The organism is Streptomyces hoynatensis (genome assembly GCF_003626535.1).
Taxonomy (GTDB): domain Bacteria; phylum Actinomycetota; class Actinomycetes; order Streptomycetales; family Streptomycetaceae; genus Streptomyces; species Streptomyces hoynatensis.
In genome coordinates, this window is the sequence record NZ_RBAL01000016.1 from 19586 (window position 1) to 45647 (window position 26062).

24 protein-coding genes are annotated in these 26062 nt (G+C 76.4%); 9 read left to right on the forward strand and 15 right to left on the reverse strand.

From position 1 onward, the window contains the following. The first annotated feature begins 202 nt into the window (after positions 1–202). Positions 203–532, forward strand: coding sequence for a hypothetical protein (locus D7294_RS23105; RefSeq protein WP_206619554.1), 330 nt, complete (start codon positions 203–205; stop codon positions 530–532). Between the two features lie 46 nt (positions 533–578). Here the strand turns inward: D7294_RS23105 and D7294_RS23110 are convergent, their stop codons facing one another. Further along, a complete protein-coding gene (locus D7294_RS23110) occupies positions 579–998 on the reverse strand; it encodes a hypothetical protein (RefSeq protein ID WP_120682875.1) in 420 nt (139 codons plus the stop codon). Positions 999–1248: 250 nt separating this feature from the next. On the opposite strand from D7294_RS23110, the gene D7294_RS23115 reads away from it, so the two are divergent. Further along, positions 1249–1524 carry a hypothetical protein gene (locus D7294_RS23115; protein WP_120682877.1) on the forward strand — a complete coding sequence of 92 codons (276 nt, stop codon included), beginning with the start codon at positions 1249–1251 and terminating at the stop codon, positions 1522–1524. A gap of 194 nt (positions 1525–1718) precedes the next feature. Continuing rightward, positions 1719–1982 carry a DUF397 domain-containing protein gene (locus D7294_RS23120; protein WP_120682879.1) on the forward strand — a complete coding sequence of 88 codons (264 nt, stop codon included), beginning with the start codon at positions 1719–1721 and terminating at the stop codon, positions 1980–1982. An 8-nt stretch (positions 1983–1990) separates the two neighbouring features. Here the strand turns inward: D7294_RS23120 and D7294_RS23125 are convergent, their stop codons facing one another. The 3 genes from D7294_RS23125 to eccB all read right to left on the reverse strand — a co-directional run bounded on the left by D7294_RS23125 (position 1991) and on the right by eccB (position 5479). Further along, on the reverse strand, positions 1991–2689 hold the full coding sequence (locus D7294_RS23125) for a class I SAM-dependent methyltransferase (RefSeq protein ID WP_120682881.1): 699 nt from the start codon (positions 2687–2689) through the stop codon (positions 1991–1993). Between the two features lie 80 nt (positions 2690–2769). Then, on the reverse strand, positions 2770–4008 hold the full coding sequence (gene mycP, locus D7294_RS23130) for a type VII secretion-associated serine protease mycosin (RefSeq protein WP_120682883.1): 1239 nt from the start codon (positions 4006–4008) through the stop codon (positions 2770–2772). A gap of 1 nt (position 4009) precedes the next feature. After that, positions 4010–5479, reverse strand: a complete 1470-nt coding sequence (gene eccB, locus D7294_RS23135) for a type VII secretion protein EccB (protein WP_120682885.1) — start codon at positions 5477–5479, stop codon at positions 4010–4012. Between the two features lie 99 nt (positions 5480–5578). Here eccB and eccE point away from each other — a divergent pair, with 99 nt between their 5' ends. From eccE to D7294_RS23150, 3 genes are all read left to right on the forward strand, one after another. Beyond that, positions 5579–6859: a type VII secretion protein EccE gene (eccE, locus tag D7294_RS23140; protein ID WP_174248416.1), complete on the forward strand. Its 1281-nt coding sequence runs from the start codon at positions 5579–5581 to the stop codon at positions 6857–6859. Then, positions 6859–7539 (forward strand): hypothetical protein, encoded by a 681-nt coding sequence (locus tag D7294_RS23145; protein ID WP_120682889.1) that lies wholly within the window; start codon positions 6859–6861, stop codon positions 7537–7539. Before eccE ends, D7294_RS23145 begins: the two co-directional genes overlap by 1 nt. A gap of 457 nt (positions 7540–7996) precedes the next feature. Beyond that, complete coding sequence (locus tag D7294_RS23150) at positions 7997–11374, forward strand: SCO5717 family growth-regulating ATPase (RefSeq protein WP_120682891.1); 3378 nt, start codon at positions 7997–7999, stop codon at positions 11372–11374. 31 nt (positions 11375–11405) lie between these two features. Here the strand turns inward: D7294_RS23150 and D7294_RS23155 are convergent, their stop codons facing one another. The 9 genes from D7294_RS23155 to rimP all read right to left on the reverse strand — a co-directional run bounded on the left by D7294_RS23155 (position 11406) and on the right by rimP (position 22293). Then, positions 11406–12350 (reverse strand): bifunctional riboflavin kinase/FAD synthetase, encoded by a 945-nt coding sequence (locus tag D7294_RS23155; protein ID WP_120682893.1) that lies wholly within the window; start codon positions 12348–12350, stop codon positions 11406–11408. Beyond that, positions 12334–14925, reverse strand: a complete 2592-nt coding sequence (locus tag D7294_RS23160) for an ATP-binding protein (protein WP_120682895.1) — start codon at positions 14923–14925, stop codon at positions 12334–12336. The genes D7294_RS23155 and D7294_RS23160 overlap by 17 nt, the downstream gene beginning before the upstream one ends. A 370-nt stretch (positions 14926–15295) precedes the next feature. After that, on the reverse strand, positions 15296–16189 hold the full coding sequence (gene truB, locus D7294_RS23165; RefSeq protein WP_120682897.1) for a tRNA pseudouridine(55) synthase TruB: 894 nt from the start codon (positions 16187–16189) through the stop codon (positions 15296–15298). Positions 16190–16196: 7 nt separating this feature from the next. Further along, complete coding sequence (rbfA, locus tag D7294_RS23170; RefSeq protein WP_120682899.1) at positions 16197–16730, reverse strand: 30S ribosome-binding factor RbfA; 534 nt, start codon at positions 16728–16730, stop codon at positions 16197–16199. Positions 16731–16784: 54 nt separating this feature from the next. After that, a complete protein-coding gene (locus D7294_RS23175) occupies positions 16785–17078 on the reverse strand; it encodes a DUF503 domain-containing protein (protein WP_120682901.1) in 294 nt (97 codons plus the stop codon). Positions 17079–17214: 136 nt separating this feature from the next. Beyond that, complete coding sequence (gene infB / locus D7294_RS23180; protein WP_120682903.1) at positions 17215–20217, reverse strand: translation initiation factor IF-2; 3003 nt, start codon at positions 20215–20217, stop codon at positions 17215–17217. A 153-nt stretch (positions 20218–20370) separates the two neighbouring features. Continuing rightward, on the reverse strand, positions 20371–20658 hold the full coding sequence (locus D7294_RS23185) for a YlxR family protein (RefSeq protein WP_120682905.1): 288 nt from the start codon (positions 20656–20658) through the stop codon (positions 20371–20373). A 122-nt stretch (positions 20659–20780) separates the two neighbouring features. After that, positions 20781–21782 carry a transcription termination factor NusA gene (nusA, locus tag D7294_RS23190; RefSeq protein WP_120682907.1) on the reverse strand — a complete coding sequence of 334 codons (1002 nt, stop codon included), beginning with the start codon at positions 21780–21782 and terminating at the stop codon, positions 20781–20783. A gap of 13 nt (positions 21783–21795) precedes the next feature. Further along, positions 21796–22293, reverse strand: a complete 498-nt coding sequence (rimP, locus tag D7294_RS23195; RefSeq protein ID WP_120682909.1) for a ribosome maturation factor RimP — start codon at positions 22291–22293, stop codon at positions 21796–21798. Positions 22294–22610: 317 nt separating this feature from the next. Here rimP and D7294_RS23200 point away from each other — a divergent pair, with 317 nt between their 5' ends. From D7294_RS23200 to D7294_RS23210, 3 genes are read left to right on the forward strand one after another with little or no spacing between them, the layout of a single operon-like run. Beyond that, the gene (locus D7294_RS23200; RefSeq protein WP_120682911.1) at positions 22611–23126 is read left to right on the forward strand and encodes a hypothetical protein; all 516 of its coding nucleotides are present in this window, start codon (positions 22611–22613) and stop codon (positions 23124–23126) included. Continuing rightward, complete coding sequence (locus tag D7294_RS23205; RefSeq protein ID WP_120682913.1) at positions 23123–23584, forward strand: ferritin-like domain-containing protein; 462 nt, start codon at positions 23123–23125, stop codon at positions 23582–23584. The genes D7294_RS23200 and D7294_RS23205 overlap by 4 nt, the downstream gene beginning before the upstream one ends. A gap of 1 nt (position 23585) precedes the next feature. Beyond that, positions 23586–24488: an aminoglycoside phosphotransferase family protein gene (locus D7294_RS23210; protein ID WP_120682915.1), complete on the forward strand. Its 903-nt coding sequence runs from the start codon at positions 23586–23588 to the stop codon at positions 24486–24488. 79 nt (positions 24489–24567) lie between these two features. On the opposite strand, the gene D7294_RS23215 is transcribed toward D7294_RS23210, so the two are convergent. Then, a complete protein-coding gene (locus D7294_RS23215; RefSeq protein ID WP_120682917.1) occupies positions 24568–25134 on the reverse strand; it encodes a GNAT family N-acetyltransferase in 567 nt (188 codons plus the stop codon). A gap of 53 nt (positions 25135–25187) precedes the next feature. After that, positions 25188–26033 (reverse strand): GNAT family N-acetyltransferase, encoded by an 846-nt coding sequence (locus tag D7294_RS23220; RefSeq protein ID WP_120683080.1) that lies wholly within the window; start codon positions 26031–26033, stop codon positions 25188–25190. Positions 26034–26062 lie beyond the last annotated feature (29 nt).

A 26062-nucleotide genomic window follows, 5' to 3' on the forward strand; every position in this document is an offset into this window, starting at 1 on the left:
CGGGGATGCCGCCTGAAACGCCTCTCCTTCCACCGGCCCAGCAGCAAACGGCGTCCGGCCCGGCGCATCGAACTCGGGAAGATCCACTGCGAGCGGCTTGAACTTCGGTTCCCGGGCGCGGGCAAGGTCCTCCGCCGCGGTGCGGTACGCGGCGGAGAGGCGTTCGACGATGCCGATGGCCTCCTGGCGGTCGGCCTCCGCGGTGAGGAGAGTGGCCCCCTCGGTGGTGACCGGGCCCAGGGCCGGGGGCGTGGGCATGGAGGTCCTGGCCCTCGCGAGGGCCGAGGCGGCCAGGTTCATCGCCTTGGCAACGGCCCCGGTGTACTCGCCGAGGACGAGAGACTCGTTGCGGAAGTGGTCGCCCCAGGCGCGGAAGACCTCGGCGCCCTCGCCCTGCCAGTCGACCTGCTCCATCCGCGAGGCGATCTGGCTGCCGAGGTTCGCCAGGTGCGGCATGATCGCCGCCATGGCGAGGGATCGGTGGGCGAGGACCTCCGGGTCGCCGTGCGCGATGACCGCGGCCAGTTCCTGATGCGTGTAGTGCTCGAATTCCGTCATGTGTTCCCCCCCTTCTCGTCTTACAGAGCCATGTCGCGGCCCCCGCCTCCGCCGCCGGACGCCTCCTCGGGAATCCGCGGTGGCCGGGGATACCGTTCGTTCCAGGTGCTCGTGATCTGCCGCAGCCGGTCGAGCTGTTCCTGGTCGACCGCCTCGTAGCCGCGTTCGGAGATCTGGGCCGCGATGCCGAGCATCTCGACCGCCTCACGCTGGATGCGCACGAATTCCACGAGGCGGGATCGCGCGGTCTCGTACTGCCTGGCCATTTCCGCGACGGCGGGCATGGCGCCGCCGTACTGGTGTGTGGCGATGTTCAACTCGGCGATGTCCGCCGCCAGGTTGTCCAGCGGCTCGACGATGCCGCCCAGCCAATGGGTGAAGTCACTCAGTGCCCCGTCGGCAACGTGCAGATCCGCGGGATGGCGCGTACGGTCGCCCATCCTGCCCCTCCCCTTCCACAGGTCGTGCTGGTTCAGTCACCGTGGGCCACCCATCCTAGACCGCGCGCGCCGTATTGTTGCAACAGAGGTGCGAACACCCGTTATAGGAACGGTAGTTGACAGGGTCCTAGGTCACCTGCGGCGTTTCCGGGGGCGGGCGGGCGCGTGACCGGGCGCACACAGAAGCCACACAAGCCCGTCACTCCGTGCCAGCGGATCGCGCTCCTCGCCGAACGCTTATGCTGCTCCGGTGACTTCGACGCAGCAGGGTCTCACTCCCCGCCAGGCCAGGCGGGTGCGCATGGCGATCGCGGCCGCCGCCATGGTCGTGATGGCGGTGGTGCTGGTCATCCAGCTGGGGGACGGCTCCTCGCTGCAGTCGATCGGCCTCTACGGGGCGGCCTTCATCCTCTCCGGGGCCGTCATCGAGATGAGCCGCCGCGGTCGCACCAGGCTCGGGATGGCGGTCCTTGGCGCGGGCTTCGTGCTCGTGCTCGGCGCCGACTGGTGGCTCGGCGGATTCTGATCCTGGCCCGCCGCGGGGCCGGGGCGGCAAAGCGGGCGGTAAAGCCAGGGCTTCGTGACAGTGTGCTGCGTTACGATCACCTACGGGACTCGGCGGGGAGGCTCCGCCGGGCCGTGGGAGGACGCTATGCACAGGGCCCTGATCCGGCGCGGGCACGCCCCCGCCGCATCCGGCACGGGGGCAGGGGGACGCTGATGGCCTCGACGGAGACCCCCGAGGAGCTGGCCGCGCGCAAGGAGCGCGAGAAGAACGAGTTGTACGCGCTCGACATCTCCGGGGTCGAGTGGCTCAGCGCGCCGGGCGGCCCCGAGGACGAGAAGGTGGAGATCGCGTATCTGCCCGGCGGTGGCGTGGGGATGCGCAACTCCAAGGACCCGGAGACGGTGCTGCGGTTCACGGCCGCCGAGTGGGAGGCGTTCGTGCTGGGCGCGCGCGACGGGGAGTTCGACCTCGACTGACCGCCGCCTCAGCGCCTGACGCAGGTGTAGGCGCCGAAGAGCCGGCCGTCGAACCGGGCCTCGGCGATCTCGAAGCCCGTCGCCTCCAGCATGGGTTCCAGGAGCCAGCGGTAGGTGCTGTGCTCGGTGCGGATGTGCTCGGCGTAGTCCCCGGCCGTGTACCCGGAGGCCGGATCGTCCGCCGCCCCGGCGAACCAGCCGGCGAAGACCTCCTCGGCCTCCTCGGGGCGGAAGTCGTAGACGAGGTCGCGCAGCCGGAGGATGCCGCCGGGGCGCAGCATGCGGGCGATGCGGCGGAGGGCGAGCGTCTTCCAGAAGTCGGGCAGCTGGTGCAGGGCGTGGCGGGAATGCACGGCGTCCGCGGGCGGGCCCTGGTGCTCGTAGCTGAGGAATCCGGCCCTGACGCACTCGAGGTTGTCCAGACCGGCCGCTGCGGCGCGCCGCGTGAGGACGTTCGTCATGGCGGGCGAGACGTCCACGGCGACGACGCGGCCGAACGACGCGGCGGCCGCCAGGGCGAAGCGGCCGGTGCCGGCGCCGAGGTCGAGGACGGTGGCGCCCGGTCCGAGGCCGTGGGCGCGGAGCGCCTCGATGTCCGCGGTGGGGTCGGGGAAGCCCTGCTTGCGGTCGAAGCCGGCGACGAAGCCGGGGTCGAGGTGCTCCGGGCCTGCGTGGGCGAGTTCGTCGATGATCCAGGATGCGGCCATGGTGCGGACCCTGCCACAGGACAGGGGAAGGCGCGCGCGGTTTTCGCCGGTGGCGGCCCCTGTGCCGCCGCCCGGGTCGCTCAGGCCCCGCGCGGGGTGTCCCGGCCCTGCCGGCGGCGCCAGTCGCGCCAGACCAGCGCGGTGCCGCCGACGCCCGCCGTCAGCACGGCGCCCGCCAGCAGCGCGTACGTGCCCAGGCGTGCCGAGTGGTCCGCGTAGCTCTCGCCGAGTTCGAGGGGCGGCACCCGGGGGGCCGGGGCGGCGGGCGGTCCGGCGTCCGGGGTGGGCGTGGCGCCCGGCGCCTCCCCCTCCTCGGTGAGCGCGCGCACCGGGTCCACGACGCCCCAGCCGATGTTCTCGTCGGCGCCTGGGATGGAACGTTCGGCGGTCTGCTGGAGCCTGGTGACGATCTGCGCGGCGGTCCAGTCCTGGTGCGCGGCGCGCAGCAGCGCGGCGACCGCGGCCACGTAGGGGGCGGCGAAGCTGGTGCCGTCGGCGACGCAGTGGCCGCCGCCGGGGACGGTGGAGACCATGTCGACGCCGGGCGCCGCGATGCCGACGAAGTCGCCCGGCTGGGAGAACGGGGCGCGTTCGTTGTTGCGGTCGGAGGCCGCGACGGCCAGCACGCCCTCGAAGGCGGCCGGGTAGGTCTCCCGCCGGCGGCCGTCCGCGCCCTCGTTGCCCGCGGAGGCGACCACGACCACTCCGGCGTCGAGGGCGCGGTCCACGGCCTCCCTGAGCTGCTGGAGGCCGGAGCCAGCGGCGGGCGGCTGGTCGCTGTCCTGCGAGACGTTGATGACGTCGGCCCCGGCCAGGACCGCGGCGTCGACGGCCTCGGCCAGTCCCTCCACCGTGCCCTCGCCGTCGGAGCCGGTCTGCCGGATGGGCATGATCGTGGCCTCAGGGGCCAGGCCGACGAACCCGGTGTCCTCGCTGGGGCGGGCGGCGATGATGCCCGCGACCTCGGTGCCGTGGCCGAGGGGGTCCGTGGTGGCGCCGCCCTCCTCGCCGGTCAGGTCGACGCCGAGGTCCGCGTCGACGGCCCCGGCGAGCTGGGGGTTGCGGACGTCCACGCCCGAGTCGATGACGGCGACGAGGACGCCGGCGCCGCGGCTCACCTGCCACAGCCGGTCGAGCTGCACGCGCTGGAGCGACCAGGGGCGTTCCCTGAGGGGCTCGGCGGGGAAGGTGCAGGCCGCCGCCCCCTCGGCGGGAGCGGCGGGAGCGGCGGGCGCGGCGGGAGCGCCGGCCAGGGAGGCGAGGGCCGCCAGGCACAGGGCCGGCGCGGCACGCGGCAGACGGGTTCGCGCGGCGGGCACGTCAGGCCCCCTGGGGCTGCTTGGCGCTCTCGGTGTCGAGGCGCGGTCCTGTGGGCAGGAACTCCGACCAGCGGGCCGGGACGGGCACGGGCGTGACGTCGCCGTAGCCCAGGCGGATCTGGGCCTGCTCGCCGGCGTCCTCGCCGGGGGCGGTGGCCTGCACGCCGTAGCGCAGCCCGGTGTCGGTGACCAGGAAGACGCTTCCGGCCTCGGCCTGTTCCCCCTGCACCTGCCGGTAGAGGAGGCCCGAGCCGGGGGTGACGTACGCCGTGGCCGCGCCCGAGGCGGTGGCGGCCGGGTAGCCGGTGCCGGCCCAGGTGGCGACCTCGGTGCTGCCGTCCCGGCCGTCGACCGAGAGCAGCACGGAGCAGATGGTGGTGCGCTCCCCGGCGTTGGCCTGCCGGGGCGCGGCCCGTGGCCAGTGGCGCTCGCGGTCGATGCTGTGCGACTCGGGGGCCGGGGTGAAGCCCTGGGCGCCGAGTTCGACGGGTTCGCCGTGCAGGCCGAGGGTCTCCGCGTCCTCGCTGTTGAGCAGGAGCCGCGCGGTGAAGTCGGAGACGGGGACGACCTCGCCGGGAAGCACCAGGTAGTGCTGGGGCCCGCCGCCGGTGCGGGCGACGAGGACCGTGCCGACGCGGCCGGCCTCCGGGTCGAGACCCGGGATGCCGGCGTCGGCACCGGCCTGGCCCGGCAGGTCGGGGAAGTCGATGGTGTCGCCCTCGGCGAAGGTGGCCAGCCACGCGTCGGTGACGCGCTGCGGCTCGGAACGGGTGAGGAGCCGCAGCAGGGTCTCGCGGTGCGCGCCCGCGGCGATCGGGTATCTGGTGCCCTCGGCGTCGATCAGCCAGGGCTCCTCGTCCTCGTCCGCGACGTAGAGCAACTCGCCTCCGTCCAGGCGCTCTTCGCCCTCGACGCGGCCGGCGTCCCGGTCCGCGAGGACGAAGACGGCCTGCCGGGTGGCCCCGTCGGCGCCGTCCGGCTGCCGGCAGACGGCCCACCGCTTGGCCCGGGCGGCCTCCTCGGCGGAGGGCAGCCGGTCGGGGGCGTAGGGGATGCCGAGGGTGGGGCCGCGCGGGATGCTGCCGCTGTCGAGCTCGTCCTCGTCGACGCTGACGATCCCGAAGTCGTCCGGGTCCTCCAGCAGCAGGCGCGCGGAGGAGAGGTTCAGCACGGGGTGCAGCTCGGGGTGCCCGTCCTCGCCTTCCAGGACGACGTAGCGGGTGGTGGACTCGCTGCCGATGACGACGTTGCGCCCCGGCTCGTCCCAGCCCTCGGGGACGGCGGGCCGGAACAGGCCCCAGGCGCCGAACGCCGCCAGGATCAGCGCCCCGATCACCATGCCCGGCAGCACGGCGCGCAGCGGGCGGGGCGCGCCCTCCTCGGTGACTCCCGCGGTGGGTTGCAGGAAAGCGGCGACGGTGCGGCGCTTGGCGAAGGTGTAGGCGTTCAGCTCGTCCTTGCGCGAGGCCATGGTCGGTCCCTCCCCCGGTGCCTCGTGAACGGTCTGTCAGACCGGGCCTCTACTATGCCGGGTGACGATGCGGTCACGGTGAGGAGGGGGGCCGGAAGGATGGCGACGACGACGGCGGCACCGGCCGCCGCGGTGGCCGCGGGCGGCGGCGGGGTGGTGCCGCGCGCGGCGACGGGGGCGGGCGGTCTGCGCGTGCTGTGGCCGCTGCTGTGCCTGGAGGCCGGCGGGGGGCTGGTGTGGTGCGGGCTGGCCGCAGAGGGCGCGGCGCGCTGGGCGCTGACGGGGCTCGCGGCGGCCCCGGCGGCGCTGCTGCTGCTCGCGGTGGCCGCCTGGCGGCACGGCGAGCCGCTCTCCTCGTGGCTGGGCGCGGTGCTGGCGCTGCGGCGGCGCAGGCGGGAGGCCGTCGGCGCGCCGCCCGGCTCCGATCCGCTGTTCGCGCTGGCCGCGGAGTGCCGCCCGGGGCTGCGGAGTTACGCGTACGCCGGGCCGGGCGGGGGCGAGATGGGGATGGCGGCGCACGGCGGCGGGCTGACGGCGGTGCTGCGCGTGGAGGCGCGGCGGGCCCCGTTGCAGCCGGGGCACGCCGAGCGTCCGCTGCCCCTGGCGCTGCTGTACCAGGCGCTGGAGACGGACGGCATACGCCTGGAGTCCGTGCAGTCGGTGCAGCACACCCAGCCCGCGCCCGCGCCGATCCTGCCGGAACGCTCGGTGGCGGGGGCGAGTTACTCGCTGCTCCAGCCGCGGGGCGAGGGGGGCACGCCGGCGCTGCGGCTCACCTGGGTGGCGCTGCGGCTCGACCCCGAGCTGTGCCCCGCGGCGGTGGCGGAGCGCGGCGGGGGGCTGCTCGGGGCGCAGCGCGCGCTGGCCAGGGCCGCCGGCCAGCTGGCGAGCCGGCTGGCCGGGGCGGGCTTTGCGGCGCGGGTCCTCACCGAGGCGGAGCTGCTGTCCGCGGTCGCGGCCTGCGCGAGTTCCAACCCGCTGGCCACGACGCTGATCGGGCAGGGCGACGGCTCCCGGCCGCGGAGGACGCGGGAGGAGGCCAGGGTGTGGCGCTGTGACGACCGCTGGCACACCACCTACCGGGTGGCGCGCTGGCCCGGGCTCGGGTCAGGGGCGACGCCGCTTCCTGCGCTGGTGGCGCTGCTGACCTCGCTGCCCGCCTTCGCGACGACGTTCTCGCTGACCCTGTCGGGACGCGGCCGCGGCACGGTCGCGCTGAGCGCGCACGTGCGGGTCACGGGCCGGGGGCAGGAGGAGCTGCGCGCGGCCGGCCGCAGGCTGCTGCGGGCCGCGCGCGCGGCGCGGGTGGTGCTGGCGCGCATGGACCGGCGTCAGCTCCCGGGCCTGCAGGCGACGCTGCCGCTGGGCGGTGAGGGCTGATGGGCCGCTGGGGGCACGTGCTGCCGGCCGCGGAGCTGGCCGCCCTCTCCCTGCCGGTGGGCGACGACGGGATCATCATCGGCCAGGACAGCAAGGGCAGGCCGGCCGTGCTGGGCATCCACCACCCCGTGCCCTACGACATGGTGCTGGTGGGCGGGGTGTGGACGGCCCAGGTGCTGGCGCTGCGCGCGGTGGCCACCGGCGCGCGGGTGGCGGTGGAGACGGGGCGCGCGCAGGTGTGGGCGAGGCTGGCGCAGGCGGCCAACGGCGGCCTGGAGTGCATGACCCTGCACGAGGTGGGCCAAGTGCCGCCGCTGGGCGCCACGCTGGGCAGTCCGGTGCTGGTGGTGCGGGACTGCGGGATACGGCCGCCGCGCGGCCGGGTGGCCTCCGCCCCCTGGCAGCCGGTGCTGACGCTGCTGCCCTACCTGAGCCCGACCGCGCCGCGGCTGCTCGAACGCGCCGCGCTGGTGGGGGTACAGCGGGTCTCGCCGGACGAGGCCCTGCCCATCGGGCGGGTCATGGGCCTGCCCGAGGTGCAGACCCAGGCCCTGCCCGCGCTCGCCGAGGACGTCACGCTGTGGTGTACGCGCGGCTCGCGGCGGCTGGTGCGGCTGGTGCCCACGGACAGCGAGACGGGCCTGCTGGGGAATCCGAGCCGCCTCGACCCGCCGGCCTGAGTCCTCCGCCGCGGGGCCTGGGCCCCCGGAGCGCCGCCCTGGCGGCGGGCACGGGGCGCAGGCGCGGAGGCGGGGCGCAGGCGGGCGGGCAGGCGCGGAGGCGCGGAGGCGGGGCGCAGGCGGGCGGGCAGGCGCGGAGGCGGGCGTGCGGGCGGTGGGGTGGCGGCGAGGTTCGCCCGAGTTCGGGGAGGGTTCGCCAAGCGCCGAGCGTCCGCCGGAAGTTACCCTTATGTGCACCTTTGTATGGTTTTCCGCCGGGGCGGCGTGAGGCCCGCGCGGGGAGGGCTAGGGCAGTCGCGCCCGCGACGTTTAGGGTGAGGGAGAGCGCAGCAGGAGTGCGACAGGCGGTGCCACGAACTCCTGCCGGGGAACCGCTCCAGGGGTCCGGCCCGTCATCCGCACCGCGGTCCCCCCACCAAGACCCGGGCCGGCAGGAAAGACAGCAGCGGGAGGCGTCGTGGACAGCGATCGGGACAGGCTTGGCGCGGAGGGCACCTCCGCCGACGAGCGCCCCGACGACGAGCTCCTCGATGAGGAGTCCGAGCACACCGGGCAGTTCACCATCGACTACACACCGCCCGCCTGGTACTCGGGGGGCGCCGGTGGCGCGGGGGCCGCGGCGCCCGCGCCGCCCGCCGTACCCCCGGCGTCCCCGGCGCCTCAGCTGTCCCAGGCGCCCCACCTGCCGCAGGCACCCCAGGCGCCGCACGTGCCGCAGGCACCCCAGGCGCCCCAGGCGCCGCCCGGTTTCCCGCCGCCGCCCGCTCCCCCGGCCGCCGCGCCGGCTCCCGCGGCGGGCGAGGCCCCCGGGGCCGCCGCGGCCCCCGCCGAGGGCACGAACGCCGGGGCCACCATGCAGATCTCCGTGGCGGCCGTGCGAAAGACGCTCGGCGAGCCGAATCCAGACCCCGCCGAGGGGGACGAGGGGGAGGACATGTCGTCCGCCGAGCAGCAGAGCACCGCGCCGCCCGCCGCACCGCCGGGGGTCCCCGGCGGACTGCCGCCCCTGCCGCCGGACTTCCGGCTCACCCCGCCGCAGCCCGGCACGCCGCCACCCCTGCCGCCCGGCGGAACGGCCCCGGCCGCGGAGCCGGCGCGCGCCGAGGCATCCGCGCCGGGCGACGCGCACGGCGCGCCACCGGCGCACGCCACCGGCGCCGCGCAGCCCGCCGGCCAGGCAGAGGCCGCCGGGAAGCGGACGGAGGGCGCGGAGCCCGCCGCCGAGCACACGGTGGTCTTCACACCCTTGCGCCAGGCGCGGCCCGAAGAACCCGCCGTTCAGGTCGAGTTCACCAGGTCGGCCGCCGAGGCCGAGCTGGAGGAGGATCTCGAGGACGAGCTGGACGAACTGGACGAAATGGACGAGGAGATCGACGAGGGAATCGCCGACCTCACCGAGCCGGCCGGCGCGGAGGGCGCCGAGGAGCCGGGGAACGCCCCGAACCCCGCGCCCCTCGCGGCCCCGGAGGGCACCGGGAGCACCGGGAGCACCGGGGAGCCCGGGAAAGCCGGGAACGGCGGAACCGACGCGCACGAAGCGCACGGCGGGAACGACGGGACCGCGGAGGGCGCCGCGGAGGCGGCGGCCGCCGAGGGAGCCGCCGGTCCCGGGGAAGCCGCCTGGCCCGCCGCCTCCGCGGACGAGGCAGAGGCCGAGGAGGAAGGAGCCATCGGGCACGCCGGTCCCCCGGCCGAGCCTGAGCCCGACCCGGCCGGGACCGCCGCGGCGCCGGAGGCAGGAGAGGCCGCCGCGGCCGAGGCGTCCCCCGCCCCGCCGCTCGGCCTGCCCCCGCTGCCCAAGCCGGGCCCGGCCGCGCCCGGGCGCTCCCCCGACCCCAGGTCCCCGAACGCCCCGCAGTCCTCTGGCCTTCCGCAGTGGCCGCAGCCCGCCGCGCCCGAACCCGCGCGGCAGGCCGAGGCCGCCGCGCCGCCCGCCTTCCCGAAGTGGCCCGAGCCCGCCCAGGCTCCCCCGGCCCCGGCGAACCCACAGGAGGGCGGGCCCGCCCTGCCCCAGTGGCCGCAGCCGCAGCAGCCGGGACACCCCGCGCTGCCTGCGGCCGGGCAGCCGCAGGCCCCGTCGCTGCCGCGGCCGGACGCGCCCCAGGACCCGCGGATCAGTGCCCAGGCGCCGCCGCAGCCGCAACCCGCCGCCGAGCCGCCCGCGTTGCCCCGGTGGCCGCAGCCCGCCGCGCCCGCGGCGCCGCAGCCGGCGCCCGCGCCCGCGCCGGAACAGGCCCAGCCCCCGCAGGTCCCGCAGCCCGCCCCGGCGCCCTGGCCGCAGCCCCAGCCGTCGGCGGGCCAGCCCGCGCTGCCCGCGGCCCCTGCGCCGGGACACCCCGTGCCCGGGCCCCCCGCCCCGGCGGGACCCACCCCTCAGCCCGCCGTGCCCCAGTGGCAGCAACCGGCCCAGGGCCAGCCCGCGTTGCCCCCCGCCCCCGCGGCCGGCGCAGCAGGCGCACCCGCCGCGGCCGGGGCGCAGCCGCCCGACCCGCAGGCCGGCCTCCCGGCGGCGCAGTACGGCCAGCCCCAGGTGCAGCCCGGCGCGTTGGGCTACACGGCCTCCGTCGAGCTGTCCTCCGACCGGCTGTTGCAGGACCGGCGGCGCAACAAGCAGCGCTCGCAGCCGGCCAGCAAGCCGGGCTCCCGGTTCCGCATCGGGGGCAAGGCGGCCGAGGAGGAGCGGCAGCGCAAGCTCGCCGTCATCAGGACGCCCATGCTGTCCTGCTACCGCATCGCGGTCATCAGCCTGAAGGGCGGCGTCGGCAAGACGACGACCACCACGGCCCTGGGCGCCACGCTCGCCAGCGAGCGCCAGGACAAGGTGATCGCGATCGACGCCAACCCGGACGCCGGCACCCTGGGGCGCCGCGTGCGGCGCGAGACGGGCGCCACCATCCGCGACCTGGTCGGCGCGATCCCGTACCTGCACAGCTACATGGACATCCGCCGCTTCACCTCGCAGGCGCCGTCCGGTCTCGAGATCCTGGCCAACGACGTGGACCCGGCGATCTCCACGACGTTCAACGACGAGGACTACCGGCGCGTCATCGACGTGCTCGGCAAGCAGTACCCGATCATCCTCACGGACTCGGGCACCGGCCTGCTGTACAGCGCGATGCGCGGGGTGCTCGACCTCGCGCACCAGCTGATCATCGTCTCCACGCCCTCGGTCGACGGCGCGAGCAGCGCGAGCACGACCCTCGACTGGCTGGCCGCGCACGGCTACGGGGATCTGGTGCAGCGCAGCATCACCGTGATCTCCGGGGTGCGCGAGACCGGCAAGCTGGTCAAGGTCGAGGACATCGTGGCGCACTTCAAGACGCGCTGCCGCGGCGTCGTCGTCGCGCCCTTCGACGAGCACCTGGCCGCGGGCGCCGAGGTGGACCTCAACCTGATGCGGCCCAAGACCCGCCAGGCGTACTTCGACCTGGCCGCGCTGATCGCCGAGGACTTCGTCCGGGCGCAGCAGGAGCAGGGCCTGTGGACGCAGGACGGGGGCATGCCGCCGCACGCCATGCCGCCGCTCCCCGGTCAGGGCCGGCAGACCTACGGTTACCCGCAGCCGCCCCAGCCCCAGCAGGCGCAGCAGCCGCAGCCGCCGAGCTACGGGTATCCGCAGCAGGGCTACGGCTACCCCCAGCAGCCGCCCGCCCCGGCCTACGGCTACCCGCAGCAGCCGGGCCAGCCCCAGCAGGGCCCGCAGCCGCCCCAGCCCCAGCAGGTCCCGCAGCCGGGCGCCGTCCCGCAGCCGGGCCGGCCGCAGCAGCCGGGCTTCGCGCAGAACTACCCGCAGCAGCCTGGCCCCTGGCCCCAGCAGCCGCCGCAGCAGGGCTGAGACGAAGCGACGGCGGCCGGCCGCGGCGCGGTCAGCCGCCGTTCGTCAGCTCGCGCACCCGGCGGATGTCGTCGGCGATCCGCTCAAGCAGCGCCTCCAGGGTGGGGAAGCTCTCCTGGCCGCGCACGAAGGAGTGGAAGTCGACGGCCACCGACTGGCCGTACAGGTCGAGGTCGGTGCGGTCGAGCGCGTGGGCCTCGACGGTCCGCGCGGTGCCCTGGAAGTGCGGGTTGGTGCCCACCGAGATCGCGGCCGGCATCCGCTGCCCCGCCGCGGTCAGCCAGCCCGCGTACACGCCGTCCGCGGGGATCGCGGAGTGCGGCACGGGGTCGAGGTTCGCCGTGGGGATGCCGAGTTCCCGGCCGCGCCGCGCCCCCGTGACGACCGTGCCCTCGACCCGGTGCGGCCGCCCGAGCACCTGCGCGGCCCCGGCCACGTCGCCCTCGGCGATCAGCCGCCGCGCGAGCGAGGAGGACAGGGGCTCGTCGTGCCCGGCGACCCCGCGCTCGAACAGGTCGACGACCTCCACGTCGAAGCCGTAGGTCTCGCCGAGTTCGGCCAGCGTTTCGACGGTCCCGGCGGCCCGGTGCCCGAAGCGGAAGTTGGGTCCCTCGACCACCACCCGCGCGTGGAGCTTCTCGACCAGCACCTTGACGACGAACTCGGGGGCGGGCAGCTTCGAGAACTCCCTGGTGAAGGGCAGCACGAGCACCGCGTCCACGCCCAGCCCCGCGAGCAGTTCCGCGCGCCTGGGGTGCGGGGCGAGCAGCGGCGGGTGGCTGCCCGGCCTGGTGACCTCCTTGGGGTGCGGGTCGAAGGTGACCACCACCGCCGGGACTCCCAGCTCCCGCGCCCGCGTCACCGTGCGCCCGATGATCAGCTGGTGCCCCCGGTGGACACCGTCGTACGAACCGATGGTGACGACGCTGCGCCCAAAGTCCCCGGGGATGTCCGCCATGTCACGCCAGCGCTGCACCGTTCTCGCTCCTTGCCGCTGTCCAGCCGTCCCGCTGCCCGTGTGGGCTTGCCGCTCCAAGGTACCGGGACTCGGGCGGGCCCGGGACGGCCGCCTCGGCCGGGGGCGCGTCCGGCCCCGGGCGGCGCCCGCGCAGCACGAGGGTCGCCTGCCCCGCGGCGGGCGTCCCGCGCGCCGACGCCAACGCCCGCCCGGCGGCGGGCCGTTCGCCGCCCGGCCGCGGGGCGGGCGGGAGGGCGGCGCGGCGCGGCGCGGCCGGTTCCTCCTCGGCGAGTTCGGCGAGCAGCTCCTCCGCCCTGGGGTGGCCGCGGCCGGCCAGGGTCGCCACCAGCTCGCCCGGGGCCAGGTGGCGGTGGGCGTACAGCAGCGCCTGGGCGGCGGCGGCAACGGTCAGCCCCGGGGGCGGCGGGTCCGTCTCCGAGCCGTGCAGGGGCCGTTCGTCGTCGAACCAGGCGCACAGCAGGGGCATCACCGCTGCCGGCGCCGCGGTCAGCAGCGCGGCGGCGGTGGCCAGGTGCCGCTCGCCGCCCTCGGGGACGCGCCGGTCCGCGGGCAGCACCCGGCGGACCAGGTCGAGCAGATCGGGAACGCCGAGTCGCAGCCGCCGCCAGAACCCGGGCCCGAACGGCTGGGCCCTGCCAGGGCCGCCCTCGCCGACCCGGTCGGCCAGCCAGCGCAGCTCCGGCAGCAGGCCAGAGGCGTCGGGCAGGCCGAGCAGCACCTCGTGCAGCAGGTGCCTGGCCCACCAGCCGTCGTCGCCCGGCGCCGCGAGCGCCTCGGCCAGCGGGCGGACCCGGCGCCGCAGCGCCTCGGGACCCCGGTCGTGCCACAGGTGCAGCATCGCCTGGGCGACCACGCCCACCCGGTGACGCGGCACGCCCCCGCGGGCCGCGGCCGGGAGGGTCGCGTCCAGATCGAGGTGGGCGCCGTGCAGCCAGTCGCCGAACTCCTCGTCGGCGAACCGGTACCCGGCCCCGGCGGGGACCAGCAGGCGCTGGTCGAGGACGGCCCCGGCCCAGCCCTCGGACCAGGGGAAGAGGCAGGCGAAGGCCCGCCGGCCGAGCGCCCCGGTGGCCACGGAACGCCGCGCCGCCTCCCGGAGCCTGGCGGCGGCGCGGGCGGCCGTGGCCTCCGTGACCGCGCCGCCGGACAGGGCCGCGGCGACCCGCCCGGCCGCGAGGGCGAGGTAGGCGGTGAACAGCCGGTGCGGGTCGGTCGAGGGGCCACCGGAACCCGAGGGCAGGCCCGCCGCCTCCAGCTCGGCGCGCATGCGCAGCGCGAGCGGGTGCCGCGTCTCCTCCGGCGCCCGCGCCGGGCCGAGGCCCAGGGCGAGGCGCGCCCGTTCCGCCTGGGCCGGCGTGAGGTCGCCGACGGGCAGGCAGCCGAACGCGCCGTGCCGCGCGGCGGCGGGGAAGAGGGCGCCGGCCCGCTCCCAGAACTCGGGGCGGCAGGCGAGCAGCAGCCGGCCGTCCACCTCGTCCAGCCACCGGGCGGTGGCCGCCGTCCACCGGGGCAGGGCCGAGGCAAGCGCTCCGGGCATCTCCTCCGGCCCGTCGAGGAGCACGAGCAGCGGCCGGCCCGCGTCCCGCGCCGCCAGGGCCGCCGCGTCGGGATCGGCGCCCCCCAGGGCCCGGGCCACCGCCTCGCGCAGCCCGCCGTCGGAGGCCCACAGGTCCGCGCCGCGCAGCCAGAGGGTGGGCGCCGGTTCCGGCCGGTCCACGCGGCGGGCGGCGTGGGCGGCGAGCTCGGTGGAACGGCCGCTGCCCGGCCTCCCGACCAGGGCCAGCACCCGCCCGGGACCGGCCTCGAACTGCTGTAGCTGCGCCGCGAGTTCGGCCCTCGGCACGGGCAGCCTCGCGGCCCCGGCCCCCTGCGGGGCCGCCGCCGCGTGGATCAGGCGCGCGGGGCCGAGCGAGGCGGCGGCCAGGCGCAGCACGCCGGCCAGGTTGAGGTCGGGTCCGAAGCCGGGGACGGTCGCCCCGTTGCGCCGCAGCAGCCGGGCCAGGTGGCCGTCGGGCTCCGCCGCGGCTGCGGCCCGCAGCAGGGTGCCGCCGAGCACGTGCGGGGAGGAGTGCGGGGCGCCGAGAACGGCGAGGACGGCGCCCGTCGCGGCGTCGAGCACGGGTTGGCCGGTGTGCTCGGGCCCCGGCAGCGGGCAGCCCGCCGCCCGGGGTGTCAGGGCGATGCCGACGGCGGCGGGGGCCGGGGGGCCGTGGCCCGCCGCGTCGGGCCGACCGGCCCCGCCGCCGGGCAGGAGAACGCCGTCCCGCCGGCCGCCCAGGTGGGCGAGGACGCGGGTGCCCGCGGGGCGTTCCGCGCCGACGAGCAGCGGGGTGAGGGGCAGGGCGGGGGCGTGGACGAGGGCCAGGTTCCAGCGCGGCAGCGGGACCACGGAGGCGGCCGTCAGGACGTGGCTTCGCCCGGTCGGGCCGCGCAGCAGCAGGTGGTCGAGGCCCGCCACGGCCTCGTGGCTGGTGAGCACCGTCCCCGCCGGGTCCGCGCGGAAGCCCCGGCCACGCGGCCGCCCGCCGGGATCGCAGATGTGCACCAGCGCCGGGGACACGTCCACCGCCATCACCGAACCTCCCGAGCCGTCGCAGCCGGTGCCGGGCGGGACGCTCCCGACAACGGCGGAGACAGCCGGAATACCGGACACGTCGCCCCTGTGCCAAATCGCGCGCTCCGCCCTCGCCCGTTCCGGTGAACCCGCGCCGGGGCAGCCGGCACCCGGCCCGGCAGGGGCGGCGCGCCCGGGTCGCTCCCGGCGGCGCCGCGCGGCGCACCGCGGGCCCGGCGCGCAGGCGAAGGCGGCGGCGCGCGTGCGCCGCCGCGAGAGCGCGCACGAGGGCGTGCCCGCGAGGAACCGCCCGCCGGCGGCGCGCTGGGGGCGTGGCGCGGCCCGAGGGGCGCGGGCCGCCGCAAACGCGCGCCGTTCGGCGGCGGGCTCAGGCGAAGACGGCCAGGCTCCTGGACTTCTCCCCGCGCGCCTCGATCAGCGCGATGAAGCGGCCCTCGGGGCCGAAGACCGCGACCGGCCCCTCGGGCAGGGGCGGGGTGGCGATCCGTGCGCCGTTCGCCAGCAGGGCCGCCTGCCGCTCGTCCACGTCCCACCGCGGGAAGGCCGCCGCGGCGGCCTCGCCGAGCGGCAGCACCACCAGCCGCTCCCGCAGCTCCTCCAGGGACCTGGCCTCCTCCAGCCGATAGGGGCCGACGCGGGTACGGCGCAGCGCCGTCAGGTGGCCGCCCGTCCCCAGCCCGGCCCCCAGGTCGCGGGCCAGCGCCCTGACGTAGGTGCCCGAGGAGCAGACCACCCGCACCGACAGGTCGGTGACCGGCGTCCCGTCCGGGGCGGTCAGCTCCCGCACCCCGTCCAGGTCGAACGTGGAGACCGTGACCGGCCTGGCGGGCAGTTCGACGTCCTCGCCCGCCCTGACCCGCCGGTAGGAGCGCCTGCCGTCGATCTTGATCGCGCTGACCTTCGCGGGCACCTGCATCAGCGGGCCCGTCAGGCGCCGCATGCCCTCCTCGATCGCCTCCCGCGACAGGCCCAGGGCCCCCGCTCTCGCGGTGACCTCCCCCTCGGCGTCATCGGTGACCGTGGTCTGGCCGAGCCGGACGGTGCCCAGGTACTCCTTCTCGGTCAGCGCGAGATGGCCGAGAAGCCGGGTGGCCCGCCCGAGGCCCACGACGAGCACGCCGGTGGCCATCGGGTCGAGCGTCCCGGCGTGCCCGACGCGCCGGGTCCCGGCGACGCCGCGCAGCACGGCCACGACGTCGTGCGAGGTGAAGCCGGCGGGCTTGTCGACCACGACGAGCCCGTCGGCGGTGGGCCGGCCCATGCGCGCCTCAGCCCCTGCCGGGGCCCTCGTGCCCCGCGCCCGAGGCGCCACCGGGTCCCCCGTCGGCCTCGCCGGCCTCATCGCTCTCCTCCGCGTCGTCCGCCTCGTCCGCTTCTCCGGTCTCCCGGCTCACGTACGGGTCGGCGCCGCCCGCGTACTCGGCGCCGGCCGACGCCTGCCGCACCTGCTCGTCCCGCTCCCTGGCCTGCACGAAAAGGTGGTCGAGGTTGCGGGCGTTCTCGGGGAGCGCGTCCGGCACGAACTCCAGGCTCGGGGTGTGCTTCACCCCGGCCGCCGCGCCGACGGCGGACCGCAGCACGCCCCTGGCGCTCTGCAGGCCCGCGGCCACCTCCTGCCGGGCGGACTCGTCCCCGTACACCGTGTAGAAGACCGTCGCCTCGCGCAGGTCCCCGGTGACCCTGGTGTCGGTGATGGTGACCCTGCTGCCCAGCCGCGGGTCCTTGATGTCCCGGTGCAGCTTCTCGGCGACCACCTCGTGAATGAGGTCCGCCAGCCTCTTCGCCCGCGCCTTGTCCGCCACTGGTCCGTCTCCTTGCTGATTGGGCTGGTCGCGCTGTTCCGGCCGAGCCGGCTGTCAATCCTCGGCGCCGTGTATCCGCCGCCGCACGGACAGCAGCTCCACCTCGGGGCGGGCGGCCATCCACCGCTCGCACCGGTCGAGCACGTCGGTGAGGTGGCCGGCGTCCCCGGAGACCGCGGCCAGCCCGATCTCGGTCCTTCGGTAGAGCTCGTGGCCGCCCACTTCGGCGACGCTGACGGCGTACGTGCGTTGGAGCTCCGCCACGATCGGCCGCACCACGGAGCGTTTCTGCTTCAGCGAACGGACATCTCCGAGCAGCAGATCGAAGGACAACGTCCCGGTATACATGCGGTGATCGTAACGGGCGGCCTGTCGGCCTGTCCGGTGGTTAACGGGCCGCCCGCGGGGGCATCCCGGCCGCCGGACGGGCCCGGGCCCGGCGGGCGCGGGGTCTCCCCCGCGGGCCGGGCCCGGGCGCCTCGCGTCAGACGCGCGGCTTCTCCCGCATCTCGTAGGTCGCGATGACGTCGTCGACCTTGATGTCGTTGAAGTTCCCGAGGTTGATACCGCCCTCGAAACCTTCCCTGATCTCGGTGACATCGTCCTTGAAGCGGCGCAGGCCCTCGATCGTGAGGTTCTCCGCGACCACCTTGCCGTCGCGCACCAGGCGGGCCTTGGTGTTCCGCCTGACCTCGCCGGAGCGGATGAGGACACCCGCGATGTTGCCCAGCTTGGAGGAGCGGAAGACCTCGCGGATCTCCGCGGTGCCCAGCTCGACCTCCTCGAACTCCGGCTTCAGCATGCCCTTCAGGGCCGCCTCGATCTCCTCGATCGCCTGGTAGATGACCGAGTAGTACCGGACGTCCACGCCCTCGCGCTCGGCCGCCTGCGTGGCACGCCCCTCGGCGCGCACGTTGAAGCCGAGGACGATGGCGTCGGAGCCGGCCGCCAGGTCGATGTCGGTCTCGGTGACCGCGCCGACGCCGCGATGCAGGACCCGCAGGTCCACCCCGTCGCCGACGTCCAGCTGCAGCAGCGAGGACTCCAGGGCCTCGACGGAACCGGACGCGTCGCCCTTGAGGATGAGGTTGAGCTGCTGCACCTCGCCCGCCTTGAGCACCTTGTCCAGGTCCTCGAGCGAGACCCGGCGGGTGCGCTTGGCGAACGCCGCGTTCCGCTCGCGGGCGGCCCGCTTCTCGGCGATCTGCCGCGCGGTGCGGTCCTCGCCGACGACCAGGAAGTTGTCCCCGGCGCCCGGCACGTTGGTCAGGCCCTGCACCAGAACCGGCGTGGAGGGCCCGGCCTCGGTGAGGTTGCGCCCGGCGTCGTCGAGCATGGCCCGCACGCGGCCGTGGGCGTCGCCCACCACCATCGTGTCGCCGACCCGCAGGGTGCCGCGCTGCACCAGCACGGTGGCCACGGCGCCGCGCCCGCGGTCGAGGTGGGCCTCGATCGCGATGCCCTGGGCGTCCTGCTCCGGGTTGGCGCGCAGGTCGAGGGTCGCGTCCGCCGTGAGGATGACGGCCTCGAGCAGCTCCTCGATGTTCGTGCCCTGGCGGGCGGAGATGTCGACGAACATCGTGTCGCCGCCGTACTCCTCGGCCACCAGGCCGAACTCGGTGAGCTGGCCGCGGACCTTGGCCGGGTCGGCGCCCTCGACGTCGATCTTGTTGACCGCCACGACGATCGGGACCTCGGCCGCCTTGGCGTGGTTGAGCGCCTCGATCGTCTGCGGCATCACGCCGTCGTTCGCCGCCACCACGAGGATCGCGATGTCGGTGGACTTGGCGCCGCGGGCACGCATGGCGGTGAACGCCTCGTGGCCCGGGGTGTCGATGAACGTGATCCGGCGCTCCTCGCCGTTCACGTCGATCGCCACCTGGTAGGCGCCGATGTGCTGGGTGATGCCGCCGGCCTCGCCCTCGATGACGTTGGTCTTGCGGATCGCGTCCAGCAGCCGCGTCTTGCCGTGGTCGACGTGGCCCATGACGGTGACCACCGGCGGCCTGGAGACCAGGGCCTCCTCGCCGCCCTCGTTCTCGCCGAACTCGATGTCGAAGGACTCGAGCAGCTCGCGGTCCTCCTCCTCCGGGCTGACGATCTGGACCGTGTAGTTCATCTCGTCGCCGAGCAGCTGCAGCGTCTCGTCGGAGACCGACTGGGTCGCGGTGACCATCTCGCCCAGGTTGAACATCACCTGGACCAGGGACGCCGGGTTGGCGTTGATCTTCTCCGCGAAGTCGGTCAGCGAGGCGCCGCGGGAGAGCCTGATGACCTCTCCCTTGCCGCGCGGCAGCATGACACCGCCGATGGACGGGGCCTGCATGGCCTCGTACTCCTGGCGGCGCTGCCGCTTCGACTTGCGCCCGCGCCGCGCCGGGCCGCCGGGACGGCCGAACGCGCCCTGCGTGCCGCCACGGCCACCGGGGCCGCCGCCGGGACGGCCACCGCCGCCTGGGCCGCCGCCGAAGCCGCCGCCGGGACGGCCGCCGAAGCCGCCGCCACCGCCGCCGGGACGGGCGCCCGTGCCGGCGCGTCCGCCGCCGAAGCCGCCGCCGGGACGGCCACCGCCGCCACCACCGCCGCGGCCGCCGAAGCCGCCGCCACCGCCGCCGGGGCGGGGACCGCCCTGCGGACGGCCGCCGGGGCCGCCGCCGGGACGGCCGCCGGCCGGGGGCCGCTGCGGCATCATGCCGGGGTTGGGCCTGCTCGCGCCCGGCCGCGGGCCCGCGGGCCCGCCCTGCGGACGCGGCATGTTGCCCGGCGTGGCACGGCCGCCGCCCGCGGGGGCCTGCGGCCTGGGACCGGGACGCTCCTGGCCCGGCCGCGGGCCGGGCTGGGGCGCGCCGCCCGGGCGCGGACCCGGGCCCGGACGCGGGGCGGGCTGCGGGCGGTTCATGCCCGTGGAGCCACTGGTCGTGAAGGGGTTGTTCCCCGGGCGCGGGCCGGCGGGACGCGAGCCCTGCTTGGGGGTGCCCGGCTTGCCGGGCGCGGGCTTGGGCGCGCCGGCGCCCGGGCGCGGCGCCGCGGGGCGCGCACCCGGCTTCGGGGTCTGGCCGCCGGGGCCGGGCCGCGGCGCGGCGGGCCGCGTCGGCGCCGCCTCGCCACCGGGCTGGCCGGAGGCCGGCGAGGTGAACTCGGGGGCGGCCGGGGCCGGCCTGGCGCCGGGACGCGGCCCAGGGGTGGGCCGCGGCGCGCCCGGCTTCGGGGCCGCGCCCGCGCCCGGCTTGGGCACGGAGGGCCGCGGGCCCACGGCACCCGGCTTGGGGGCGCCGGGCCGCGGCGCGGCGGGCGCGCCCGGCTTGGCGGACTTGCGGGCGCCGCCGTTGCCCGCGCTCAGCGCATCAGTGAGTTTGCGTACCACCGGCGCCTCGATCGTCGAGGACGCCGAACGGACGAATTCACCAAGTTCCTGGAGTTTGGCCATGACGACCTTGCTCTCGACTCCAAGCTCCTTGGCGAGCTCGTATACCCGGACCTTAGCCACTTCGCTCCTTATTCGGTCCGGGGTCGGTCGTCCGCCGGACCTTCGCTACTTCTCGGGCGTACTCATCGCGTACTCATCGAGTGCTCATCGCAATCTCGACCTACTTCCGACTCGCGAGGTACCTGCCGCGCGGATCGCCCGCACAGCTTCTTCTTACGGTTCTTCCGGTGGTGTCCGACCGACTGCCTCGCGCAGCTCCCCGATGTCAAGCGGCCCCTGGGTCCGAAAGGCCCTGGGGAACGCCCGACGGCGGACCGCCAGCTCCAAGCAGCTCGGTGTGGGATGCACATATGCACCCCGACCGGGCAGCGTACCGCGAAGATCGGGGACACAGCGATCCCCATTCCTCACCACACGCAGCAGGCCATTCCGAGCTGATCGCTGCCGGCATCCGATGCACGTACGTTCCGGGCATGCTGGCGCGCTCGTCCGGCCAGACACAGTTGATTCTACCTCCCCGTGCGCCCGGGCCTAAGGGGGCCCGGGCGCCAGTGCTCAGCTCAACGGTCCGGCGGGCCGGGCGTATTCCCCCGTGCTTGCCGAACCGGCGCCCGGCCGCGGGCTCACGCCCCCGGTTCCTGCTGCTCGGTGTCGGGCCTGATGTCGATGCGCCAGCCGGTCAGCCGGGCGGCCAGCCTGGCGTTCTGGCCCTCCTTGCCGATGGCCAGGGACAGCTGGTAGTCGGGGACCGTCACCCGGGCGGAACGGGCCGCCTGGTCCACGACGTCCACCTTGGTGACCCTGGCGGGCGAGAGGGCGTTGGCGACCAGCTCGGCGGGGTCGTCCGACCAGTCCACGATGTCGATCTTCTCGCCGTGCAGCTCGGCCATCACGCTGCGCACCCGGCCGCCCATGGGGCCGATGCACGCGCCCTTGGCGTTCAGTCCCGAGCGCAGCGAGCGCACCGCGATCTTGGTGCGGTGCCCGGCCTCCCTGGCGATGGCGGCGATCTCCACGGAGCCGTCGGCGATCTCGGGGACCTCCAGCTCGAAGAGCTTCTTGACCAGGTTCGGGTGCGTCCGCGACAGCGTGACCGAGGGGCCGCGCGCCCCCTTGACCACCCGGACCACGTAGGAACGCAGCCGCGCGCCGTGGCTGTAGTCCTCTCCCGGCACCTGCTCCTGCGGCGGCAGTATGGCCTCCAGCTTGCCGATGTCCACCAGCACGCTCTTGGGGTCGCGGCCCTGCTGCACCACGCCCGCCACCACGTCGCCCTCGCGCCCGGCGTACTCCCCGAAGGTGACGTCCTCCTCGGCGTCCCGCAGCCGCTGCAGGATGACCTGCTTGGCGGTGGTCGCCGCGATCCGGCCGAAGCCCTGGGGCGTGTCGTCGAACTCGCGCGGCTCCGCTCCCTCGGCCGCCTCGTCGAGGTCGGCCTCGTCCTCCCTGGCCCACACCGTGACGTGGCCGGTGTTGCGGTCGAGGACCACCCGGGCCTGCCTGCGGCTCCCCTCGGTGCGGTGGTAGGCGATCAGGAGGGCCGACTCGATCGCCTCGACCAGCAGGTCGAAGGAGATCTCCTTCTCCCTGACGAGCCCCCGCAGGGCACTCATATCGATGTCCACGGCTGCGCCTCCTTCAGGCTCTCTCGTCGCCGGCGGGCCCGCGGCTGAATTCGACTTCCACCCGGGCCGCGGCGACCTCGGGAAATGCGACCCGGCGGGCGGTGGGCGGGCGGCCCTTCTCGCCCGGCACCTCGACGTCCAGGCCCTCCTCGTCGAGGCCCACGATCCTGGCCGTCAGCTCCCCGCCCTCGTGGAGCCGGAAGCGCACCAGCCGCCCGACCGAGCGGCGGTAGTGCCGGAACTCGGTCAGCGGCCGCTCCGCGCCCGGCGAGGTGACCTCGAGGACGTAGGGCGCGCCCCCCATCACCTCGGTGTCGTCCAGGGCCGCGGAGACCTCGCGGCTCAGCTCGGCGCAGGCGTCCAGGCCCACGCCGCCGTCCGCGTCCACCACGACCCGCAGGACGCGGCGCCGCCCGGCCGGGGTGATCCTGACGTCCTCCAGGTCCATGTCCCGCTTCGCGGCCAGTGGCTCCAGAAGCTCCCGCAGCCTGTCGATCTGGGTGGTGCTCATCCGGGTGACTCCTCGGCCGCGTGTGCTGTTGTGGGTCGGCGTCCATCGGGGCGGTGGCGCGGGTGACGTGGGCCGCGGCGGGGGCAGGGGCGTCACGGGCGCTCTCGCGCAACAGCCTAGCGCCTGCGACGCGGTTCGCGGACCGCTCCGAACCCGCCCCCGCCCGCGCGCTCCCCGCCCGCCCGCGGGCGCCGCTCCCCGGCCACGCCGTTCGGTGGGGCGGGGCCCGGGCGGGCGCGGGCGGCGGGTACGCTCACGGAACCGGTGATCATTCTGTCCGCTCCCGACGGACACCACGACGGAAGTGTGGCGAAGCCATGCCCTCTGGCCTGCCAAGACGCGTCCTGCTGACCAGACTGACCGGTGGCCTCCTGGCCGGAACCGCCGGGGTGGCCGGGCTCACCGGCACGCTGTCCGGCTGCACCTCGGAATCGGGATCGGCCGCGGACCGCACCGCCGCGGCGGCGGCCGCCCGCGGGGTGCGCCGCAGGGCCGCCCGGGACAGCGCGGGACTGCTGGCCCGCTACGAGGCCACCGCCGCCGCCCACCCCGACCTGTCCGGCGCCCTCGCCCCCTACGCCGACGCCGTCTCCGCACACGTCCGCGCGCTGACCGAGCCGGGACGCGAACCTGCGGGCGCCACGGGCGGCACTCCGGAGGTGTCGGCCGAGCCGGGGGCGGCGCTCGGCGCGCTGTCCGAGGCCGAGCAGGAGCTGTCGGGCCGGCGCCTTGCCGCGGTGGCCGGGGCCCCGCCCGACCTGGCCAGGCTGCTGGCCTCGCTGTCCGCCGCGGGCGCCGCCCACGCGTACCTGCTGAACGGGGTGGCCGCGTGAGGCGGCGGGAGGGCGCGCAGGACGCCGATCCGGAGCTGGAGGCCACGCAGGCGGCGCTCGCCGCCGAGCACGCCGCCGTCTACGGCTACGGGCTGGTGGGCGGGCGGCTCGGCGAGGAGGGCGGCGCCGAGGTGCGGGAGGCGTACGAGGCGCACCTGGCGCGCCGCGACCGGCTGCACCGGGCCGTGCGGGACCTGGGCGGGACGCCGGTGGCCGCCGCGGCGGCCTACGCGCTGCCCTTCGAGGTGGGCGACGGGGAGGCGGCGCGCCGGTTCGCCGCCGAGCTCGAAAGGCGGCTGGCGGGGGCGTACGCGGACCTGGTCGCGGCGACCGACGGCGAGAGGCGCGTGGCGGCGGCCACCGCGCTCGGCGAGGCCGCGGTGCGGGCGGCGCGGTGGAGCGGCGCCGGGAGCGCCTTCCCGGGCCTGGCCGAGTACGCGAACGAGGAGGGCGGCTGAGATGGAGCTGACGCTTCCGCGGCGGCTGGTCGAGTTCCAGCAACCGGCCGCAGAAGGCTGGCTGGCGGGCCTGCCGGAGCTGGTGGAGGAGGTGCTTGGGCGCTGGGAACTCACCGTGGAGCGGGTCGTGGCCCCCGGCGGCAGGCACAGCATGGCCGTGCTGGTCACGGACGCGGAGGGCCGGCGTGCCGCCCTGAAGATATCCGCGCCCGACCGGCCCGCGGCGGTGGAGGAGGCGGCGCTGCGCCGCTGGCAGGGGCTGGGCGCGGTGCGCGTGCTGCGCTGCGCGCCCGAGGCGGGGGCGCTGCTGCTGGAGCGGCTGCACGGCGAGACCTCGCTGCGGGCGCTGCCCGAGGCCAAGGCGATGCTGGAGGCGCTGTCGGTGGCGCGGCGCCTGTGGGTGGAACCCGGCGCCGGCCACCCCTTCCCCTCGGTGGCCGAGCACACCGCCCGGCAGGCGGAGCTGGGCCGGCAGGCCGCCCCGCTCGCGGGCCCCGAGGCGGCCGGGCTGCTCGCCGAGGCCCTCGACCTGCGGGACTCGCTGGTGTCAGGCGCGCAGGAGGAGGGCGTGCTGCTGCACGGTGACTTCCGGCAGGGCGCGGTGCTCGCCTCGGACGCGGAACGCGCCCCCTGGCTCGCGGTGGGGCCGGAACCCCTGGTGGGAGAGCGCGCCTTCGATCTGGCGCGGCTGGTCCGCGACCGGCTGCACGACCTGGTCGCCTCCCCCGGCGCGGCGGCGATCACCCGCCGCCGGGTGGCCCAGCTCGCCGAGGCGGTGGACGTTCCCGCGGACCGGCTGCGCGCCTGGGCGCTGTACCGGGCGGTGCTCTCCGGGGTCCTGAGCCTGGCGGCCGGGCGGCGCGCCGAGGGGGAGATGCTGCTGGAGTTCGCCACCTGGCTGTGAGCGCACCGGCGCACGCCTCCCCCGGCGCACACGGGACCCGTGCCGCGCCCGGCCGGGGACCCGTCGGCCCGCTGCCGGTTCAGCGGCGCAGGGGGAGCGGGGCGCCCATCACGGCGTAGGGGCAGGGCGCGGAGGGGAACATCACGCGCCGGGCCAGGTCGTGGTAGCCGAGCTTGCGGTAGAGGGCGCGGGCCGGGCTCTCGGTGTCCACGGCGGAGAGGATGGAGCGCGGCTGGGTGACCTCGTCGGTCAGGGTGGTGATCAGCCGGCGGCCTATCCGCCGGTGCTGGTAGGCGGGCAGCACGTGCAGTTCGGTGATGATGAACGAGTCGTCGAGCCACTCGTCGTTGCCCGTGCGGCGCAGGTAGGGCTCCACCACGGTCGACCACCACTGGGCGCGGTCGTTGGGCATGCCGTAGACGAAGCCGACCAGCCGGCCGCCGCCGAGGGTGGCGCCGAGGGCGCGGGCGCCGGGAGAGGCCATGTGGCGGACCACGATGTGGCGGCGGACGGCGACCTCCTCGTCGCTGAGGCCGAACGCCTGGGCCTGCACGGCCAGCGCCTCGTCGACGCGGGCCGCCAGGTCGAGCGGGCCGATGACGACGTCCCGGAGGTCGGAGGCGGCTTCCCCGGCGGATGGTGTCATGCGGGGAGGCTAACGTGCCCGGCCGGTGAAGTCGCGCCCGGCGCCGGGAAAGATCAGAACAGCACGCTCATCAGGGCACCGGACTCGGTGAAGCCGAGGCGGCGGTAGACGGCGAGGGCCGGGGCGTTGAAGTCGTTGACGTACAGGCTGACGAGCGGCGCGATCTCCTGCAGGGCGTGCCGGAGCACGGTGGCGAGGCCCGCGGTGGCCAGGCCGTGGCCCCGCCGGTCGGGGGCGGTCCACACGCCCTGGAGCTGGCAGGTGCCCGGGGTGATGGCGCCGATCTCGGCCTTGAAGACGACCCGGCCGTCCTCCACCCTGGCGAAGCAGCGGCCGGTGCCCACGGTCTCCGCGACCCGCGCCTGGTAGGTGAGGCCGCCGTCGGGGGCGTCGAGCGGGGAGACGCCCACCTCCTCGGTGAACATGGCCACCGCGGCGGGCAGCACCAGTTCCATCTCGTCCTTGCGCACCGGCCGCACCTGAGGGTCGGGGGTGATCCCGGGCGGCACCGCGCCGGTGACCATCAGGGGCTGCCGGGCGCGGACCTCGCGGGCGGGGCCCCAGCGGGGCTCCAGGTGGGCCCACAGGCGCGCGGTGGGGCCCGCGGGCCCGACGATCGAGGAGCAGACGCGGCCCTGGCGCAGGGCGCGGGCGGCGAAGGCCCGCACGGCGGCCGGGCCGGCGCAGACGGGCACCAGGTTGGCGCCCGAGTAGCACAGCGCGAGCAGCCGCCCGCGGCGCTGGTAGCCCCACATCTCACCGCCCAGGTAGGGCGCTTCGAGGCCCGAGTCGAGGACCCTGGCGGTCACGAAGGCGTTGGCCACCGGGTCCTTGTCCAGCACGCCGAGGGCGGCGCCGAGGTCGGCGGGTCCGAGGACCCGGAGGGTGGGCGTGGTCAGCACGGGGTGGGGCCTTGCGCTCGGGGCCA